Source organism: Streptomyces shaanxiensis (assembly GCF_039537145.1).
In the GTDB taxonomy this organism is placed as follows: Bacteria; Actinomycetota; Actinomycetes; order Streptomycetales; family Streptomycetaceae; genus Streptomyces; species Streptomyces shaanxiensis.
This window is the reverse complement of the sequence record NZ_BAAAZY010000011.1, coordinates 361,458-378,019: the sequence shown is the minus strand read 5'-3', so window position 1 is coordinate 378,019 and position 16,562 is coordinate 361,458. Positions and strand designations below refer to the sequence as shown.

The 16,562-nt window shown below is 67.9% G+C and carries 14 protein-coding genes; 7 read left to right on the top strand and 7 right to left on the bottom strand.

What is annotated here, in order from left to right; all coding sequences use genetic code 11:
* The 4 genes from ABD932_RS21420 to ABD932_RS21405 are packed head-to-tail and all read right to left on the bottom strand — an operon-like array spanning window position 1 to window position 4,534.
* Window positions 1-675, bottom strand: a complete 675-nt coding sequence (locus tag ABD932_RS21420; RefSeq protein WP_345015128.1) for an RraA family protein — start codon at window positions 673-675, stop codon at window positions 1-3.
* Between the two features lie 43 nt (window positions 676-718).
* The gene (locus ABD932_RS21415; RefSeq protein ID WP_345015126.1) at window positions 719-2,635 is read right to left on the bottom strand and encodes a transketolase family protein; all 1,917 of its coding nucleotides are present in this window, start codon (window positions 2,633-2,635) and stop codon (window positions 719-721) included.
* Between the two features lie 32 nt (window positions 2,636-2,667).
* On the bottom strand, window positions 2,668-3,471 hold the full coding sequence (locus tag ABD932_RS21410; protein ID WP_345015397.1) for an SDR family oxidoreductase: 804 nt from the start codon (window positions 3,469-3,471) through the stop codon (window positions 2,668-2,670).
* 13 nt (window positions 3,472-3,484) lie between these two features.
* Entirely contained in the window at window positions 3,485-4,534 is a 1,050-nt protein-coding gene (locus ABD932_RS21405; RefSeq protein WP_345015124.1) for an N-acetylneuraminate synthase family protein, read from the bottom strand.
* A gap of 275 nt (window positions 4,535-4,809) precedes the next feature.
* On the opposite strand from ABD932_RS21405, the gene ABD932_RS21400 reads away from it, so the two are divergent.
* Genes ABD932_RS21400 through ABD932_RS21390 form a run of 3 tightly spaced genes read left to right on the top strand, consistent with a single transcriptional unit; the run spans window position 4,810 to window position 8,524 of the window.
* Complete coding sequence (locus ABD932_RS21400; protein ID WP_345015122.1) at window positions 4,810-6,072, top strand: ATP-grasp domain-containing protein; 1,263 nt, start codon at window positions 4,810-4,812, stop codon at window positions 6,070-6,072.
* Window positions 6,069-7,319 (top strand): ATP-grasp domain-containing protein, encoded by a 1,251-nt coding sequence (locus ABD932_RS21395; protein ID WP_345015120.1) that lies wholly within the window; start codon window positions 6,069-6,071, stop codon window positions 7,317-7,319. The genes ABD932_RS21400 and ABD932_RS21395 overlap by 4 nt, the downstream gene beginning before the upstream one ends.
* Window positions 7,316-8,524, top strand: coding sequence for an MFS transporter (locus tag ABD932_RS21390; protein WP_345015118.1), 1,209 nt, complete (start codon window positions 7,316-7,318; stop codon window positions 8,522-8,524). The genes ABD932_RS21395 and ABD932_RS21390 overlap by 4 nt, the downstream gene beginning before the upstream one ends.
* A 333-nt stretch (window positions 8,525-8,857) precedes the next feature.
* Here the strand turns inward: ABD932_RS21390 and ABD932_RS21385 are convergent, their stop codons facing one another.
* A complete protein-coding gene (locus ABD932_RS21385; RefSeq protein ID WP_425587493.1) occupies window positions 8,858-10,402 on the bottom strand; it encodes a fused MFS/spermidine synthase in 1,545 nt (514 codons plus the stop codon).
* Between the two features lie 429 nt (window positions 10,403-10,831).
* On the opposite strand from ABD932_RS21385, the gene ABD932_RS21380 reads away from it, so the two are divergent.
* The 4 genes from ABD932_RS21380 to ABD932_RS21365 all read left to right on the top strand — a co-directional run bounded on the left by ABD932_RS21380 (window position 10,832) and on the right by ABD932_RS21365 (window position 13,326).
* The gene (locus tag ABD932_RS21380; RefSeq protein WP_345015113.1) at window positions 10,832-11,284 is read left to right on the top strand and encodes a hypothetical protein; all 453 of its coding nucleotides are present in this window, start codon (window positions 10,832-10,834) and stop codon (window positions 11,282-11,284) included.
* Window positions 11,285-11,329: 45 nt separating this feature from the next.
* A complete protein-coding gene (locus tag ABD932_RS21375) occupies window positions 11,330-11,893 on the top strand; it encodes a hypothetical protein (protein ID WP_345015111.1) in 564 nt (187 codons plus the stop codon).
* 493 nt (window positions 11,894-12,386) lie between these two features.
* Window positions 12,387-12,656 (top strand): hypothetical protein, encoded by a 270-nt coding sequence (locus tag ABD932_RS21370; RefSeq protein WP_345015110.1) that lies wholly within the window; start codon window positions 12,387-12,389, stop codon window positions 12,654-12,656.
* A 46-nt stretch (window positions 12,657-12,702) separates the two neighbouring features.
* Window positions 12,703-13,326, top strand: a complete 624-nt coding sequence (locus tag ABD932_RS21365; RefSeq protein WP_345015108.1) for an SGNH/GDSL hydrolase family protein — start codon at window positions 12,703-12,705, stop codon at window positions 13,324-13,326.
* Between the two features lie 288 nt (window positions 13,327-13,614).
* On the opposite strand, the gene secD is transcribed toward ABD932_RS21365, so the two are convergent.
* Entirely contained in the window at window positions 13,615-15,957 is a 2,343-nt protein-coding gene (gene secD, locus ABD932_RS21360) for a protein translocase subunit SecD (protein WP_345015106.1), read from the bottom strand.
* A 62-nt stretch (window positions 15,958-16,019) separates the two neighbouring features.
* The gene (locus ABD932_RS21355; protein ID WP_345015104.1) at window positions 16,020-16,424 is read right to left on the bottom strand and encodes a hypothetical protein; all 405 of its coding nucleotides are present in this window, start codon (window positions 16,422-16,424) and stop codon (window positions 16,020-16,022) included.
* Window positions 16,425-16,562: the final 138 nt, after the last annotated feature.

The window sequence follows — 16,562 nt, the reverse complement described above, 5'->3', positions numbered from 1 at the left end:
CTAAAGGTTGCCGAACTCGGCGCGCAGGTCGGCGGCGGTGGCACCGGAGGCGATACGGTCGCGGATCTCGTTCTCCCGGCGCGCCACCTCACGGGCGCTCTCCAGCACGTCCTTGGACTTCGCCGACGGCACGGTCGCCACACCGTTCTCGTCCGCAACGACGATGTCGCCGGGGAAGATGACCTGGCCGCCGATCGACACCGGGACGTTCACTTGGACCGGCTCGATGCGGTCGTGCACGGCGCCGGGCGACTGCCTCGGCGAGGTCGTGCGGTACCAGAGGGGGAAACCGATGTCGCGGATCTCGTCGATGTCCCGTGCGGCGCCGTCGATGATGGCCCCGGCCACACCGAACTTGTGCGAGACCGTCGCCGTGAGGCCGCCCCACATGGCCGTGGTGGCCACGCCGTGGCAGGCCATGACGATGACGTCACCGGGCTGGGCACGGGACAGGATCGGCAGCGTGTTGACCCAGTCGTCGATGGAGAGGTTGATGGTGAACGCGGGACCGGCGATCTTCTGGTCGTGCCGTACGACCTGGAATCCGCCGATGGCGCCGGCGCGGCGCTGTCCGTCGGTGACCACACAGCTGGGGCTGTACTCGGCCAGCAGCTCCTTGAAGCCGTCGATGATCTCCTGCGGGGGACGGGCCGGGTCGTTGTAAACGGTGTCCATGACGTCTGCTCTTTCTGTTGGTGAGGCCGCTCTGACCGGTCGGTCAGTGGTGCGTGCTCAGGCGGATGCGGGCCTGGAACCGCTTGGCGAGCTGCTCGGCGCTCAGGCCGTGGGCATCGAGGACTTCCGCCTCGGTGCCGCACTTCGGCACTTCGGTGAGGCCGATGCCACAGAAGGCGGGAACCTTCTCACTTCCGCGCTCCAGGAGCGTCCGGGCGATCAGGTCTGCCTGGCCGCCATGGGTGTAGTGGTTCTCGACCACGAAGAGCTCGTCAGTACCCGCAGTCACATCTGCGAGCCAGTCGGAGTCGATACGGTTCAGCCATGGCAGGTCGACGACAGTCAGCTCGATGCCTTCGGCCGCCAACAGCCTTGCCGCGCGCATCAATTGGGTCAGAACGATGGGGCCGGAGCCGATCGCCATCGCCGTGCCGCCGGAGCGCACGACGCGGCCGCGGCCGACCGTCAGCGGTTCCGCTCCCAGTGCCTCGGCCTCCGCGGAGACCGGAGTGCTGACGAGTCGAAGGTAGGTGCTGGACTCAGAGGCGATGCAGAAGTCGAGCGCAGCCTCGGTCGCCGCCGAGTTGGCCGGCTCGACCACCACCAGACCGGGGATGGCGCCCAGCGCGCTGATGTCGCGCACCGCCTGATGGGAATGGCCGGGCGCAGCCGGGATCAGACCCGCGAGCGAGCCCACATAGACGATCTTCCGGTGCTCCGACGCATTGGTGTACATCTGCTCGTTCGGCCGGGCGTGCAGGAAGCAGGAGAACGAGTGCACGAAGGGCAGCAGGCCGCGTGAGGCCATACCGCCGGCTATGGAGACCATGTCCTGTTCCGCGATTCCACACTCGAAGAAGCGCTTCGGCAGCGTCTCGGAGAACGGGATCAGACCCGTGTCCAGCACCAGATCGGCGTCCAGGGCCACGATCCGGTCATCGCTCAGAGCACGTTCCACCAGGGCACGGCCGTAGACCTGCGGAAGCTGGGGACCGGTCGCCTTGACGGGCAGGGCGACGTCGGCCACGGACAGCTCGGCCGGGGCGAGACCGTGCCTGCTGAGCAGCGAGTTCAGCGACGCGAGCAGTTCCTGGTGGGCGCTGACATAGTCGTCCGTGGCCGGGGCCCCGCTGTGGAAGCGGTAACGCCACTCCCCCGCAGGCATCGACGTGGCCGCGAAGGTGACGGCTCCGGCGCCCTTCACCGTGTCGGCGATGATGACGGCGGGCATCCCGGAGTGCTCCTTGTGCCGCAGCCGGAACGCGGTGTCGAGCTCCCGCGCCGAGTTGCCGTCACAACGCAGGACACCCCAGCCGAAGGCGCGGAACTTCGCCTCCAGATCGCCCAGGTCGCTCACGTCGGCGACCCAGGTGTCGGACTGGATCTTGTTGTGGTCGACGATGACGGTCAACTCGCCCATGGCGTGGTGGACCGCACCGGCGAGTGCCTCCCAGTTCTGGCCCTCCTGTAGTTCGCCGTCGCCGGTCAGGACGTAGATGCGGCGGTTCACTCCGGCCAGTCGGTCGGCGAGGATCATGCCCTTGGCCCGGGAGATGCCCATGCCGAGGGAACCGGTGTTGGCGTGCATGTGCGGGATGCTCACGTCCGGGTGACCCGGCAGACCGCCCAACCTGCGGAGCCGGTGCAGCTTCTCCTCGGGGAGCGCGCCGAGCCCTATGAGGGACGCGTACAGGCCGGGAGCATCGTGGCCCTTGGACGAGAAATAGATGTCTCCATCCGGCCCGAAGGGCGAACGCATCTCGTGCAGCAGCAGCCAGGCGACCGTGTCGGCCGCGCTGAAGCTCGACCCGAGGTGGCCGGATCCGGCGCGCATGATGCTGTAGAGGGTGTTGATCCGGGACGCGTCGGCGAAGGCTCGGCTGCGATCGTGGGGATCTTCGATGCCGTTCAGGATGCGTGTGAACTCGTCGGCGGGCAGCCAGGCGAGAGAGATGTTCATGACTTCTCCAGAAGTACGAGCGGCAGGCCGGGTCACCAGCACACGTAGCCGCCGTCAACGAGCAGTTCGGTGCCGGTCACGTAGCTGCTCATGTCGGAGGCGAGGAAGAGCAGCGGCCCCGTCAGGTCCGTGGCCTCAGCCATGCGGCGCAGCGGGACACGATCGCTGAACTTGCCGCGAAAGAGCGGATCCTGTCCCCCCAGCACCCCGCCGGGCGAGAGCGTGTTGACCCGTACCCCCTGCGGGCCCCACAGCGCGGCGAGATACCTGGTCAGCGCGGCAGCGCCGGCCTTGGACATCCCGTAGGAGGGCGGCTTGAGAAAGGGCGGGTCCTGCGGCAGGTGTTCGTAGAGCCGCGGGTCCGGCGCCATGCTGCCGTACAGGGACCCGATGTTGATGACGGATCCGGTGCCCTTGCGGACCATCTCCGGGCCGAACACCTGGCAGACTCTCAGCACACCAAGGGCGTTGACGTTGAGGACGGCCTCTGAGACGTCGGCGGGGATGTCGCCGAAGTGCCAGCTGCCGCCCGTCGCGGCCGGCGGCTGGTCGATCCCGGCGTTGTTGACAAGGATCGTCGGAGAACCCGCTTTGACCAGGCATGTCTCCAGGGCCCTGCGCAGACTCGCCGTCTCCGTGACGTCGGCTTCGACAAGGTGAAAGCGGTCGGAGGGGTGGCGGGCGAGCAACTCCCCGAACTCCGGGGGAATCGTCGTCGTGCGGTCGAGGCCCACCACTACGGCTCCCGAGCCGAGAAGGGCGTCCGCCCAGATCCCACCGAGGCGGCCCAACACCCCTGTGACCACCGCGACCTGACCGCTGAGGTCGACGCGCATACTCACGCGGCGCTCAGCCGAGGTCGTCGAACTGGATGGCGTCGTCTTCGGAGAGCCCCGCCACCAGCGGGCGGCCGAGCACCTCGTCGATCAGGTACGGACGGAGGCCGTCTCCGGGGGACTTGATGGCGATGTCCTCCACGGTGAGGACATGTCCGGGGTTCAGGTCACGGGCGGCGACGAGCTTCTTCGCCATCTTGCGCAGGGCCGGGGCCTCTACGGGAAGCTGACGCTTCTCAGGGCTGCCCAGGGAACGGCGGGTCCGCTCAAGGCTGTCCACCAGCTCGCGCAAGTGGCTTGCCTCCAGGGAGAAGTGGTGGTCGCTGCCCGGCAGGGTGCGGTCCAGAGTGACGTGCTTCTCGATCACGCGGGCGCCCAGCGTGTAAGCGATCACGCTCGACTCGGTTTCGATGTCGTGGCCTGACAGCCCGACCACCACGTCCGGGAACGCCTCGCGGTAAGTGTTGATCACCGAGAGGTTCAGTACGTCGGGGGTGGCGGGGTAGGCAGCGGTGCACTGGAGCAGCGCGAGCTGGTCGTTGAGCGGTGCGATGGTTTCGACAGCCCTGCGGACCTCTTCCATGTCCGCACCGCCCGTGCTCACGATGAGGGGGATGCCGGTCTTGGCCGCGTGGGCCAGCAGGGGCGTATTGGTCAGATCACCGGAGGCAATCTTGATGGCCGGAACTCCGAGTTCCGCAAGGAAGTCAACGCTGGGCAGATCAAAGGCTGTCGAGAAGAAATCGATGCCCAACTCCGCGGAGAGTTTTGCAAGCTGCCGGTACTCATCGGCGCCGAACTCCACCGCTTCGCGATGCGCGCCATACGTGGGACCGAAGCTGTTCCGGCCCGTGTAGGGCTCGTTGTACATCGCCTTGGTGAACAGGGCCTTGTTGTCGCGCTTCTGGAGCTTCGCGGCGTGCGCGCCGGATTCCGCGGCCATGCGAATCAGCTCGGCCGCCTTTTCTACATCACCACCGTGATTGTGTCCAATCTCGGCTATGACATAAGCACTCGCACTGTCGGTAATCAGGTTCTTACCGATGGTGATGCTGCGGGGCATGGGTTGATGTTCCCTTACGTGCGTTCTACCCCGGGAGGCCAACACGGCGTAGTACGCATATCGCCCCCCCGAGTGATTGACCGACCGAACGCTAGCATGATCTGATCATCTTTGACATGCATTAACTTCACGCCAAGTGGCCCTGTAGCGCGCCTGGTTGGCGTGAATGATCATGTATGTCCGAAATTCAGCGTGGCCGGACTGCCGCGGTAACGGGGGCTTCTTCCGTCGCGCCTTGGTACGGGTAGTACTTCCACTGATTGAGAGACGGAACTGTGAGTATTCTCCTTCTGCACACCAGGAATCTCAGCCGCCGCAATCACCTGTCCCGGGTGCGGGATTACGCCCGAGAACACGGCGAACGCCTTTTGATGGTCATGAAGGACGCGTCGTGGGAGAGTTCCTACGTCGATCGCGTGGTGTCAGCGGATACGACCAGCATAGAAGAGACCGTTGCCGCGGTTCGCGCGCTCGTCGCCACCGAGGACGAGCCTGTGCGTGGGGTGGTGACCTTCGTCGAGCAGAGTGTCCCCGCAGCGGCCGCGGTGGCTGCGGAACTTGGGCTTCCGTCCATCGATGAAAAGGCCGCGTATCTGGCGCGCGACAAATACGCCATGCGCTCCGCATTTGGCCGGGCAGGGCTCGTACAGCCCGGATTCCACCTCGCCTCCACCCTGGAGGGGGCCCTTGAAGGTGCGAGGAAGCTCAAGTACCCCTTGGTCCTGAAGCCGTTGATCGGCGGCGGAAGCAAGTACGTGCGCCGAGTGAACGACGATGCGGAACTGGCCGAGCACTTCGCGCCCATTCAGAAGGGTGCCTGGACCGGCTTCGCCCACGACCCGCTGCACACCCGCACCCGGGAGCAGTACGGCGAGGCCATCCTGCTGGAGGCGTATGTCCCCGGTTCCGAGATCAGTGTCGAATCGCTCGTCGTAGACGGTGGGACCCGCGTCGTAGCCATACACGACAAGCCACTTCCGATGGAAGGCCCCTTCTTCGAAGAGGTCTACTACACGACACCGACGCGCCTTCCGGCGGAATTGGTCGAGCGCATCACCAAGGCCGTGGACGCCGCCCACTCCGCGCTCGGCATAGGCACCGGCGCCACACACACCGAGTTCCGCATCACAGCGGACGGTGAACCGTACATCCTCGAAACCGCTGCGCGTCTTGGCGGTGGCCCCGTATACCAGTCCGTTCTCCTGAGCACCGGCATCGATATGGTCGATGCCTTGCTGGACCTCGCCACTGGCCGTGAGCCGCAACTCGACGTACCGAACTCGCCGACGCCCACCGGTTTCTATCTCTTCTTCGCCGAGCGGGCCGGTGAACTGGTCGGCGTGGCGGGCCTGAACACCATCGAGTCGGACCCTCGGGTCGGCGAGATCATGCTGTACGGACAGCCCGGCGACCAGGTTCTCGTTCCGCCGCACGCGTCGGCGGCCCACGGACACGTCGTCTTCTCGGCTCCCACCGCCGCGGCCGTCGACGCGGCATTCCAGGAGTTCCGCGACGCCATCACGGTGGAGGTCCGATGAGGTACCTGGTACTCAATCGGACTCCGCTTACAGGCCGCCGCTTTCCCGACTGGCTCGGCGCCGCCCACGAAGTCATACTTCTCACCGATGCGGCAGCCGTCTCGTCCGACCCGGACGTGCGATCAGCGCAACTTGCTGGATATGCACACGTGGAGATCATGGAGGACTTCCACTTCAACCCCCTGGTGGAAGCAAGAGCCGTGGCGCTCCATCAAAAATGGGACTTCGACCGCGTTCTGGCGCTCTCCGAGTTCGACATCCTGCGAGCCGCCCGGCTGCGTGAGCTGTTCGCCGTACCGGGACAGGACGTCGCCAGCGCCACGGCGTTCCGGGACAAGCTGGAGATGAAGCGCCTACTGGAGCGGGCCCAAGTTCCCCTCGCCCCCTACGCATCGGTCGCCAACCTCGCCGATCTGCTCGGATTCATCGATCAGGAGGGGTATCCAGTAGTCGTCAAGCCGCGGTGGGGCGGCGGTTCCATCGATGTCCACGTGCTGCACGATCAGCAGGACACTGAAGAACTCCTTGCCACCCACCGCTCGCTGGGAACCGACGACGGCGCCCAACTGCTCGCCGAGAAGTACATCGAGCACGAACTCATCCACATCGACGGCATCGTCGTGGCCGGTGAAACGCTGTTGATGTGGCCCTCGACCCATGGTGACACCACCTGTCTGGACTTCAAGGAGGGGGGTGCCCTGCAGAGCTCCCTCCTGGACCCGGCCGACCCGCTGCTGGTCCCCGTGCGGGACCTCACCCGCCAAGCGCTGGCCGCACTGCCGACCCCGGACACCTGCATGTTCCACGCCGAAGTCTTCCTCGACGCGAACGGTCGTCTCGTGTTCAACGAGATCGCCAGCCGGATGGGCGGCGGCATGATCGAACACGTTCTGCGACAGAGCTTCGGCGTCACGCTGCCCGAGGTCTACGTCAGGGCCCACAGCAGTGACGAACTGCCGCAGATCCCTGCCACCCCAGTGCGGATAGCCGGCTGGTCGCTGTTCCCGCCTCGCGCCGGCACCGTGACCGAGATACCCACCGAGTGCCCGGTCCCCGGCACCACTCAGTATCGCCGGCACGTCGAACCGGGTACGGTCCTCTCGAGGGCCCAGACGAGCGTGGACAAGATCGGTTCCGTGCTGGCGGTCGGAGACACGCGCACCGAGGTCGAGACTGCGCTGGGCGAGGCGCTGGTCTGGTTCCAAAGCTCCACGGTCATCCAGCCCGAAGCCCAAGGCAGCGAATGATCGAGACGTTGCGCCTGGCCAGGCGCACGCCTGGCTGCCTCCTCCTGCTGACCGGCAACTTCGCGGTGGCGTTCGGCAGCAACCTCGTGCTCCCGTACCTCGCGGTCTTCCTGACCCGGGAAGAAGGTCTGAGTTCCGCCGTGGTGGCCGTGGCGATCACGGTGAAGTTCTGGTCCCAGCAGGGGCTGACCATGCTGGGCGGGTGGATCGCAGACCGCGTCGGTCCGGTCGGCGCCATGTGCATGGGGTTGCTGATCAGGGCCCTTTCGTACCTGGCGATCTTGGGCGCCTCGGGACCTGTGCAGGTGGTGGCTGCGTGCGCGCTCCTCGGATTCGGGGGCGCGATCTATGTACCGGCCTCCAAGTCGGCACTGGTGCGGCTGTTGGGCACCGGTGAGCAGCTCAGAACGCTGTTCGCACTTCGGAGCACGGCGAACAACGCGGGCAACGCCCTCGGCCCCCTGGCCGGCAGCCTCCTGCTGCTCCTTGCCGACGCCCGGGTCGGCTTCGTCATCACCAGCGCTGTCTTCGTTGTCCTGGCCGTCGTCCTGCTGCGCCTGCGTACGTTGCCGGCCGCTGACGAACCAGCAGCCAGGACGTCCGCGGAGACCGCGGCCTCACCGCTGGACTACCGGCAGCTCGCGTGGGTCCTGTTGTGTGCCTTCGCCTTCGGTTTCTGCTACATCCAACTCGAGTACGCACTACCGGTGTTCACCGGCAGTGTGCAGAATCCGGCCTTCGTCGGCGTACTGTTCACCGTCAATGCCGCTGCTGTCGTACTGCTCCAGGTTCCCCTGAATCAGACCGTCAGCAGAATCAGCGGTTCAGCAGTTGTCATAGCAGGCGCGCTCCTGCTGATGGGAAGCGGGTTCGCGGCCGCCTCCTTGGGATCGATGGCCGGCCTGATCGTCTGTGTCCTGCTCTTCTCCATCGGAGAAGTGTTGATCGACCCACGGCTGGACAGCGAGATCGCCGCCTCGATCCCCGCGCATCGGCGCGGCATGGCCTTCGGTTTCGTGGGCACGGCAATAGCCGCCGGTGGTGCGGCCGCCAACGGACTGGCGGCCATGCTTTCAACGGGTCAAGGAGCGGTGGACCGCTCCTTCTGGCTGATCCTGGTTGCCGTGAGTGCCGGCTTCGCAGCGATCATCTACGTGACCTCTCTGACCAGGTCTCGCGTTCTGGAGGCGTCTGCAAAGTCATGACCGGCGCGTGCTGGGTGCCTCCGGATGCGCTGCGTGTCCGGAGCATCTGGTCAGACACCCCATCGCGTTCGGTGTCAGGCGGCATGGGCACGGTCCTGGTGATGTCGCGCGACAGGGCTGTCACCTACGCGTGGAGAGGTGTACCGGGCGCCAGCCGTCACGCTGCTCAACGAGGCGCCGACGCAGGCGTCGCCGCGCGGGGACCGCAGCGGCGCTGTGAGGTCAGCTGAGAGCGCCGCAGGTCCTGGCCTCGACTTACTGAGCTTGAACTCGTGGTGTCGCAGTGAGTCATCCGGGTCCGAGCGGATCGCCGGGTTCATGTGACGTGTCCTGTCACTGGCTGCTCCGTGGGCCGGAGGGCTGGAGGAGCTGGTCGACGGGTGCGTAGTCGTCCGTGAGCGGTCGGGCATCGCCGATCCAGGAGGTGAGGTCGTCGCCGGTGGCGATCTTCCAGCCGGTTTGCCGGGCGTTCAGTGCTTCCTGGGTCGCGTGCAGGTCGACCGGTCGGTCGGAGGCGAGCACCACCAGATTGCCGCCCTCGGCGGTGGCGGTCGGGTCGAGGCCGATTTCGGCGGGTTCGCCGACGACGGCCACGTGCTCGAAGGCCTCGCTGAGGGTGGCTGCTTCGGCACGTGCGAAGGCCATACCGCCGTGATCGATGAGGTTGGCAACGTACAGGCCGTCGTCGTCGAGCACCCGCCGTACGTCGGTCATCGCTTCCACCGTGGTGAGGTGCCACGGCACGCTGACACCCCCGAAGGCGTCGCCGACGACGAGGTCACGACTGCCGGCGTCCAGTCGCCGCAGGCCGAGCCTGCCGTCCTCGGCGCGTACGTCTATACCGGCTTCTGATCCCAGACCGAGTCGGTCGCGGTTGATGCGCACGACCCCGCTGTCGATCTCGGACACAAGGCTGCGCGTCCCGGGCCGCGTGGCCGCGAGGTAACGGGGAAAGGTGAGCCCGCCGCCGCCCACGTGGTGGGCAACCAGTGGCTCACCTTCGGGAAAGGCGGCATCGACCACCGACGCGATGGCGCGCACGTACTCGAACTCCAGGAAGGTCGGGTCGTCGACGTCGACGTAGGAGTGCCGCAAGCCGTCCAGAACGAGCGTGCGGCCGCTGTCCCGGTCGGGGTCTGCGACGACCCGTGCGCAGTGGTACTTGGTCTCCGTGTCGCAGGCACCGGGCGCGACCGTGGTGGCGAGGCCGCCGGCAACGACCACGAGTGTGAGGGCAGGGGTGCCGCTCCACCCGCGCGTTCGCCACTCGACCAGCGCCGCGCCGACCACCAGCAGAGTTCCGAGGCCGATCAGGATGCCGCTGACCGACAACCGCGATACGAGGACGAAGCCGGTGAGGACGGTGCCGAAGATGGCGCCGAAGGTGCCCACGCCGGACAGCCGGCCGACAACCGTTCCGGTCTCGGCGAGGCTGGTGAGCCGTAACTTGGTCACGATCGGCGTCACCGCCGAGAGCAGAGCGCCCGGCACGAGGATGGTCAGCGACGCGATCAACAGGAGCATCGCCGGCGCCCACTCCGCAGTGGTGCGCAGCACGGCAGGGGTGACCGCCACGACCGCTCCCGACACCCCGAGCGAGGGACCTAACAGCCGACGTGGATTGACCTGGTCGGCGATGAGCCCACCCAGCCACGAGCCGAGGGCGATCGCGGTGAGGGCGATGCCGATCACCATGGTGCTGGTCTCGAGGGTGAGGCCGAGGTAGGGAGCCAGCAGCCGCAAAGCGACGATCTCGACCACCAGAACCGCGGCCGAGGACCCGAACACGAGCGCGGCAGCGGCACGGGCGCCCAGGCCGTGGTTGCGAGGCGTACCCTCGGCGACAGGCGAGGATGACGATCCGGTCACGGGCGACATCCTTGCATGCGACTCATCGACCGAACAGCACGGTGAAATCCACTTCCTCCGCCGGCTACCTGGTGCTGTGACCCGACGACCGGGCAGGTCACCGAGCCCGCCGCGGCCGAGCGCCTCACCTACGACCTTGACCGTGCCGTCTCGGTCAGCGCGATCGACGCCCACCGCCTGAGCCGCTTGGCGCGGCACACGGCCCGGGCCAAGTTGTCTCCCTGGTACAGGAGTTGACGGTGCCGCCGTATGGGGCGACCGGGCGTCTGATCACCACCTGGGCCTTCGGCTCGCGGGACCGGTCCCGGACGCTCGTCCCTAGCATCGGCGGACGACAGCAGCTGCATGCGACAGCAGCTGCATGCGGCACCCGCGACCGGCCTCAATGGGAGTCAAGTGCCTCGCGTGTAACGACCGATTCGGGTCCAGTGAAGGGGGATGGCCATGGGGCAGGTACGCGAGGGAGCACGGATGGGGGCTTGGGCCGTCAGTGGGGTCATCGGCCTGGCGGTGTTGTACGTGATCGGGGTGTTCGCCTTCGGCGGCGCGGGATGGATCACCGCACCGTTCCGCGGTGAGGCGGACAAGCGCGAGAACACCGTCGGCTCGGGCGAGTTCCGTCAGACCACGTACGAGCAGTTCTTCGAGCTGTGCGAGGCCGTGCAGAACGCCGAAGGAACGATCCAGGCGCTCCAGGAGGAGCGGAAGGCCGCTTCGGAGACCCGCACGACGCAGATCGACCAGTCGATCACCGCGCTGAAGGCCACGCGGATCGAGTCGGTCAACGCCTACAACTCGAAGGCCGCCCAGGAGCACCGCGCACCCTTCCGCGACAAGGGTCTGCCGTATCGGCTGGATGCCGGTGCCGCGCGCACGACGTGCACCAACTGATCCCCGTCTCATCCCCATGTCATCCCGGGAAGAGGGCAGCACCGCATGAAGAACTTCGCACGCATGGCGCTGGCCACCGTCGTCGCGCTCGTTGTGGGCCTTGCCCTGACGTCCTGCACCGACTCCAGCCAGGACAAGGAGAACAAGGCCAAGCAGGAGAACTACGACCACCTCGTGGCCCAGCAGCCGGCGGGCCGCATGGAGTACTCGCCGACCCGCGAAGCGATCAACCAGTGGATCAAGACGTGGGGAAAGCGGGGCAAACTCTCGTACGTCTACATCCAGAACGCCAACGGCGAGTACGGGTACTTCATCATGAAGGGCCTGCCGGTGCCGCGCTGCAAGATGCTCACTCCGACGGAGAAGGTGGAGTCCTCCTCCCACGGCGTCGCGGTCCTCGCGCAGCCCGGCATGGACGGCACGTACACGTCGGGTTCCACCTGCAACGCCTACTACGGTTTCGACGCCACGACGGGCGCGTACATGGAGTTCACGGTCGGCACGAACCAGTCGTTCTTCCTGTTCGACAAGCCCATGACGATGCCGGAGTACGCCAGCGCCAAGCAGTTGGGGCCGACCTCGGTGAAGGACGTCGAGCAGCAACCTTGAGCGGTCGGGGGCCGGTTGCAAACTCCGGCTGTCCCGCGGCGCTGCATCACCGTCCTGGACCTGGCCCGAATGCGTGACGAAGCCGGGTAGCGCGGAGATCGCCATGGAACTGACCTGGGCCGGCCGGGCGGACTCCACGATCGTGCGCGCTCACCGGCATGTGGCTGGGGCTTGCAAACCGGGGGACGGGCCGGCGAACCGACCGACCACGCCGAGTTCCCCGTCCGAGTCGGCCCGGGTCCTGGGCACCACGGGCCACGCGGCGCCGGAGGCGGGGATCCTCCGCCGCGGCCATGCTGTCTGAACTCCCCCTCTTCGACGGTGAGTTGCACACGCGTCACAGCTGGCATGCGCCGGCCCTCCGGATGTCCTGGTTCTGTCACGCGACAGCCATCAGGTGGTCTCACCAGTAACCACATGCAGCACTGCTTGCTCTTCTCTGACAGCACCGGAGCGGACCACACCCCCTGAACCATGAAGACAGGAGCACCTCGTGGCAGCGGACACACCCCGACGAAACGCCCTGATGGCCTGTGCGGCCCTGGTCGTCGGTGCCCTCACCCTCACGGCCTGCGGTGGCAGCGCAACAGCGGACGGCTCCAGTCGGCAGTCGAAGGCGCAACTGGCCCGGACCGCCGACTCGGTCACCACGAAGACCGCTCAGGCGGGGACTGCCTCGACCACGGCGGCCGGTCTCGACTACGTCGCGTTGGGCAGTTCGTTCGCCGCGGGGCCCGAGCATCCCGCCGCTGCAGTCGAGTAGCGGGGCGGCGGCGTGCAGCCGGTCGGCCAACAACTACGCCAGCATCGTGGCCCGCGACACCGGGGCGAACCTGACGGACGTCACCTGCAGCGGTGCCACGACGGCGAACATCCTCACCACCAACCAGGGTTCGCAGCCGCCACAGATCAACGCCGTGAACAGCGGGACCGACCTGGTCACGATCACCATCGGCGGCAACGACGTCAACTACCTGGGGAGCATGGTCACGTACTCCTGCCAGAACAGCGGCGGCACGAACTGCGGCACCGTCGACCGGGGCGCGATCAACACCGCCCTCGGCACGGTGGGCCAGAAGATCGAGAATGTCGTGAACGCCGTCAAGGCCAGGGCCCCACAGGCCCGCATCCTCCTGGTGAGCTACTCCACCCTCCTTCCCGACACCGGCGGCTGCACCGGCGTACCGCTCACCGCCGACCAGCGGACCTTCGAGCGCACCGTCGCCGCCCGCCTCGCGCAGGCCTACATCGACACGGCGAACCGCACAGGCGCCACCCTGGTCCGCCTCGCCACCGCAAGCCACGGTCACGACGCCTGCGCGGCCGACCCGTGGGTGGAGAAGTACAAGCCGGCCTCGGGACGGACCACATACCACCCGAACGAGGCCGGCATGAAGGCCGCGGCCTCCTTGGTGAAGTCCGCGCTGGGGTGAAGCCCGGGCGCAGGGTACCGACACCCTGCGCCCGGGCTTCAGCCGGTGCGCGCGCGAGGGCGGCACCCGCACTTTCACCGGCACCCGCGCGGTGGCGTTCTTCACCCAGGCGGACCGCCCCCGGCTGATCAGCCTGCGGAAACAGTTGCCGAGCCACTTGTAAGAAACGTGGGTCTGTCGCCATGCACAGGTACCGGCGTCGCACGAGGAGCATGCTGCACGTTGCACAGCCGGATCGGGGGGATGCGCCCGGCCATCCGCGTCTTCCCCACGCGCCTCCGCGCGCCCTCACACCACAGCGCCTGAATCCCGCGCCCGCCCGCGTCGCTCCAGCGGACTGCGCGCCCCGCTGTCCTCGCTGCGCTTGGGGCGCACTGGCGGCGCCGGGCGGCTGCCCTCGAGCTGCACGGCGATCGGCACGGCGGTGAACACCGTCGATGCCATACCGATCACCACGCCGGCGATCAGCGCCACGGAGAAGTCCGCGAGCGAGTCACCGCCGAGCACGGCCAGGGCTGCCAGGATGAACAGCGCGCCCATACCGGTGTTCACAGTGCGCGGCAGCGTCTGGATGACGGCCTTGTTCGCGGTGGTTTCCAGGTCCGCCGCCGGATCGCGGCGGCGCGCCTCGCGCACCCGGTCGAAGACGACGACGGAGTCATTGACGGAGTACCCGATGACCGTGAGCAGGGCCGCCAGGAAGACGCTGTCGACGGGCCTGCCGAGCCAGGCGAACAGGCCCACCACAAGCAGCACGTCGTGCACCATGGCCGACACCGCCGCGGCGGCGAACGTCCACCGGAACCGCACGCTGAGGTAGATCAGCTGGGTCGCGACGGCGATGCCGAGCGCGATGAGCGCGTGCCGGCGCAGCTCGTCGCCGAGGCTCGGGCCGATCAGCTCGTCCCGCTCGACGGTGACCTCACCGCCCTCCTTCGCCAGCGCCGTTCTGATCGTGTGCTGCTGGTCGTTGCTCAGCTCACCGGTGCGTACCGAGATGTCCCCGTCCCCCGACTCCTGCACCACCGCGCGCGGAAACCCGGCGTCCGTGACCGCCGTACGTGCTGCGTCCACGTCCAGGGGCCTGCTGGTGCTGTACTCCACCAGGCGCCCGCCGGTGAACTCCACCCCGAACTCCAGGCCGCGCAGGCCGATTCCGGCGACGGCAACCACGATCAGCAGCGCGCTGACGCCGAGCCAGCGGCGCCGATGGTGCACCAGGCGGGGTTTGCGGCGCGCGAGCCAGGCACGCACCCGGCCATGGGAGGTGATCCCGGTCAGGCCGGGTCGGTTGCGCACGAAGCGGCGCCGGATCGCGAAGTCGGCGAGGACCCGGGTGATCACCAGGGCCGAGATCATCGAGACGAGGACACCTATGGAGAGCGTGACGCCGAAGCCCTTGACGGGTCCGGTGGCGAAGAAGAAGAGCAGCCCGGCCGCGAGCAGCGTGGTCACATTCGAGTCGACGACCGCGCTCCATGCCTTGCCGAAGCCGATGCGCAGCGGCTTGTCCAGGTGCGACGGACCCGACTTCAGGGCGCGGACTCCCAGATACTCCTCGCGGGCACGCTCGAAGACCAGCACGTTCGCGTCCACCGCCATGCCGATCGCCAGGACGAAACCGGCGAGTCCGGGCAGTGTCAGGGTCGCGCCCAGAGCGACCAGTACGGCGTAGGAGATCAGCCCGTACAGCGCGAGCGCGATGGTGGCCAGGGCGCCGAGCAGCCGGTAGACGACGAGGATGAACAGCCCCGTCAGCGCGAGCCCGATGATCGCGGCCTGGGTGCTGGCGGCGATGGCGTCGGCACCGAGCGTGGGGCCGACGGTGCGCTGCTCCACGACCTCTACGGGCACCGGCAGCGCACCGCCCTTGACGAGCGCGGCCAGATCGCGGGCCTCTTCTCGGCCGAAGCCGCCGGTGATCTGCGTGGAGCCGCCGGAGATGCCGACCTCGCACGCCACATCCGCGTTGACGCCGGGCGCCGAGAGGACCTTGCCGTCCAGGACGATGGCGACGCGCCGCTCGGGGGCGCCCTGCGGGGCACAGGCCGCCGCCCCGGTGACCCGTGCCCAGTCCTTGCCTGCCTGCCCGCGGAAGGTGAGGTTGACCATCCAGCCCGACATCGTCTGCTGGTCGAGCACCGCCTCGGCGTCCTTGACGCCCTCGCCGGTGAGGACGGTGGGCCCGAGCGTGAGGAACGCCCCCTTCTGGTCGGGGTCGGCCAGGGTACGCGAGCCGTCCTTGGCCGGCTTCCCCTTGTTCGCGTCCTGCTGGTCCGTCGCGCCCTGCACCGGGTGGACGGTCAACTGCGCGGTGCGGCCGATGACTTCGGCGGCCTCGCGCGGGTCCTGTACGCCGGGCAGCTCGACGAAGATCCGCTGCTGTCCGGACCGGTACAGGCTCGGCTCGGACACGCCGAGCGCGTCGACCCGCTGGCGGAGCACCTCCAGGGCCCGCTGGGTCGATTCGGCATTGGCCTTGACGACGGGTGAGTCCTTGGTCTCCAGGACGATCTGGGTGCCGCCGCGCAGGTCGAGGCCGAGGCGGGCGGACTGGGTGAGAGCGAGGAAGAGCGAGGCGGCGAACACACCTAGGGCGACGATCGCCCGCCACATGGGCGCGCGAGACATGAGTTCTCCACGATGGGCAGGCAGACGGAGTCGACGTCTGCCCCGGGCGCGGAGGCGAACGGTCAGGCGTCGATACGGACTTCGTTGCTCCATCGGGACGGCGGGCCGCGCGGGCGATACGCGTGGGCGCCCCGGCTCGCTCCTGCGGCCGCGGCCGCCACGGCCACGGCGGGGCCGCCGACAGCGCGGTGCGGGGCTGCGTCCCCGGTGCCAGGACCCAGGAAGCCGTGGTACGGGGACGGCACGGCGTCGGCGCGGCCGAGCACGGAGTGCGCCACGGCCACGGGGCGCTGCGCGTCGGCGGTCGCGGACGCCTGCGCGGTCGCTGTCGCGGCCGTGCCCGTCGAGGACGGGCGGGACGCCGGCGTCGACTTGGCCGACACCGGCAGGAGGAAGGTCAGGACCGCGAGCAGCGCGGAGAGTGCGACGGCGGCCGGGCGCGTGGGGTGTGCGCGGTGCAGCTGCACGCCTCTTGCCCCCCCGGTCAAGTCGTCGTACGGAACCAGCAGTTGAGCACTGTGAGCCGACGGCTCGGCTCGTCCGGCCGTCAGTGACACGAACGCCGTCGGGCGTCCGGAGGTTCCCGAACTCGGGTCGTGGAAGGG

Bases quoted from the DNA above. Each gene is read 5' to 3' on its own strand.
- ABD932_RS21380 (WP_345015113.1), top strand. From the start codon at position 10,832: ATGGCCATGGGGCAGGTACGCGAGGGAGCACGGATGGGGGCTTGGGCC.
- secD (WP_345015106.1), bottom strand. From the start codon at position 15,957: ATGTCTCGCGCGCCCATGTGGCGGGCGATCGTCGCCCTAGGTGTGTTC.
- ABD932_RS21420 (WP_345015128.1), bottom strand. From the start codon at position 675: ATGGACACCGTTTACAACGACCCGGCCCGTCCCCCGCAGGAGATCATC.
- ABD932_RS21415 (WP_345015126.1), bottom strand. From the start codon at position 2,635: ATGAACATCTCTCTCGCCTGGCTGCCCGCCGACGAGTTCACACGCATC.
- ABD932_RS21395 (WP_345015120.1), top strand. From the start codon at position 6,069: ATGAGGTACCTGGTACTCAATCGGACTCCGCTTACAGGCCGCCGCTTT.
- ABD932_RS21385 (WP_425587493.1), bottom strand. From the start codon at position 10,402: ATGTCGCCCGTGACCGGATCGTCATCCTCGCCTGTCGCCGAGGGTACG.
- ABD932_RS21390 (WP_345015118.1), top strand. From the start codon at position 7,316: ATGATCGAGACGTTGCGCCTGGCCAGGCGCACGCCTGGCTGCCTCCTC.
- ABD932_RS21405 (WP_345015124.1), bottom strand. From the start codon at position 4,534: ATGCCCCGCAGCATCACCATCGGTAAGAACCTGATTACCGACAGTGCG.
- ABD932_RS21375 (WP_345015111.1), top strand. From the start codon at position 11,330: ATGAAGAACTTCGCACGCATGGCGCTGGCCACCGTCGTCGCGCTCGTT.
- ABD932_RS21410 (WP_345015397.1), bottom strand. From the start codon at position 3,471: ATGCGCGTCGACCTCAGCGGTCAGGTCGCGGTGGTCACAGGGGTGTTG.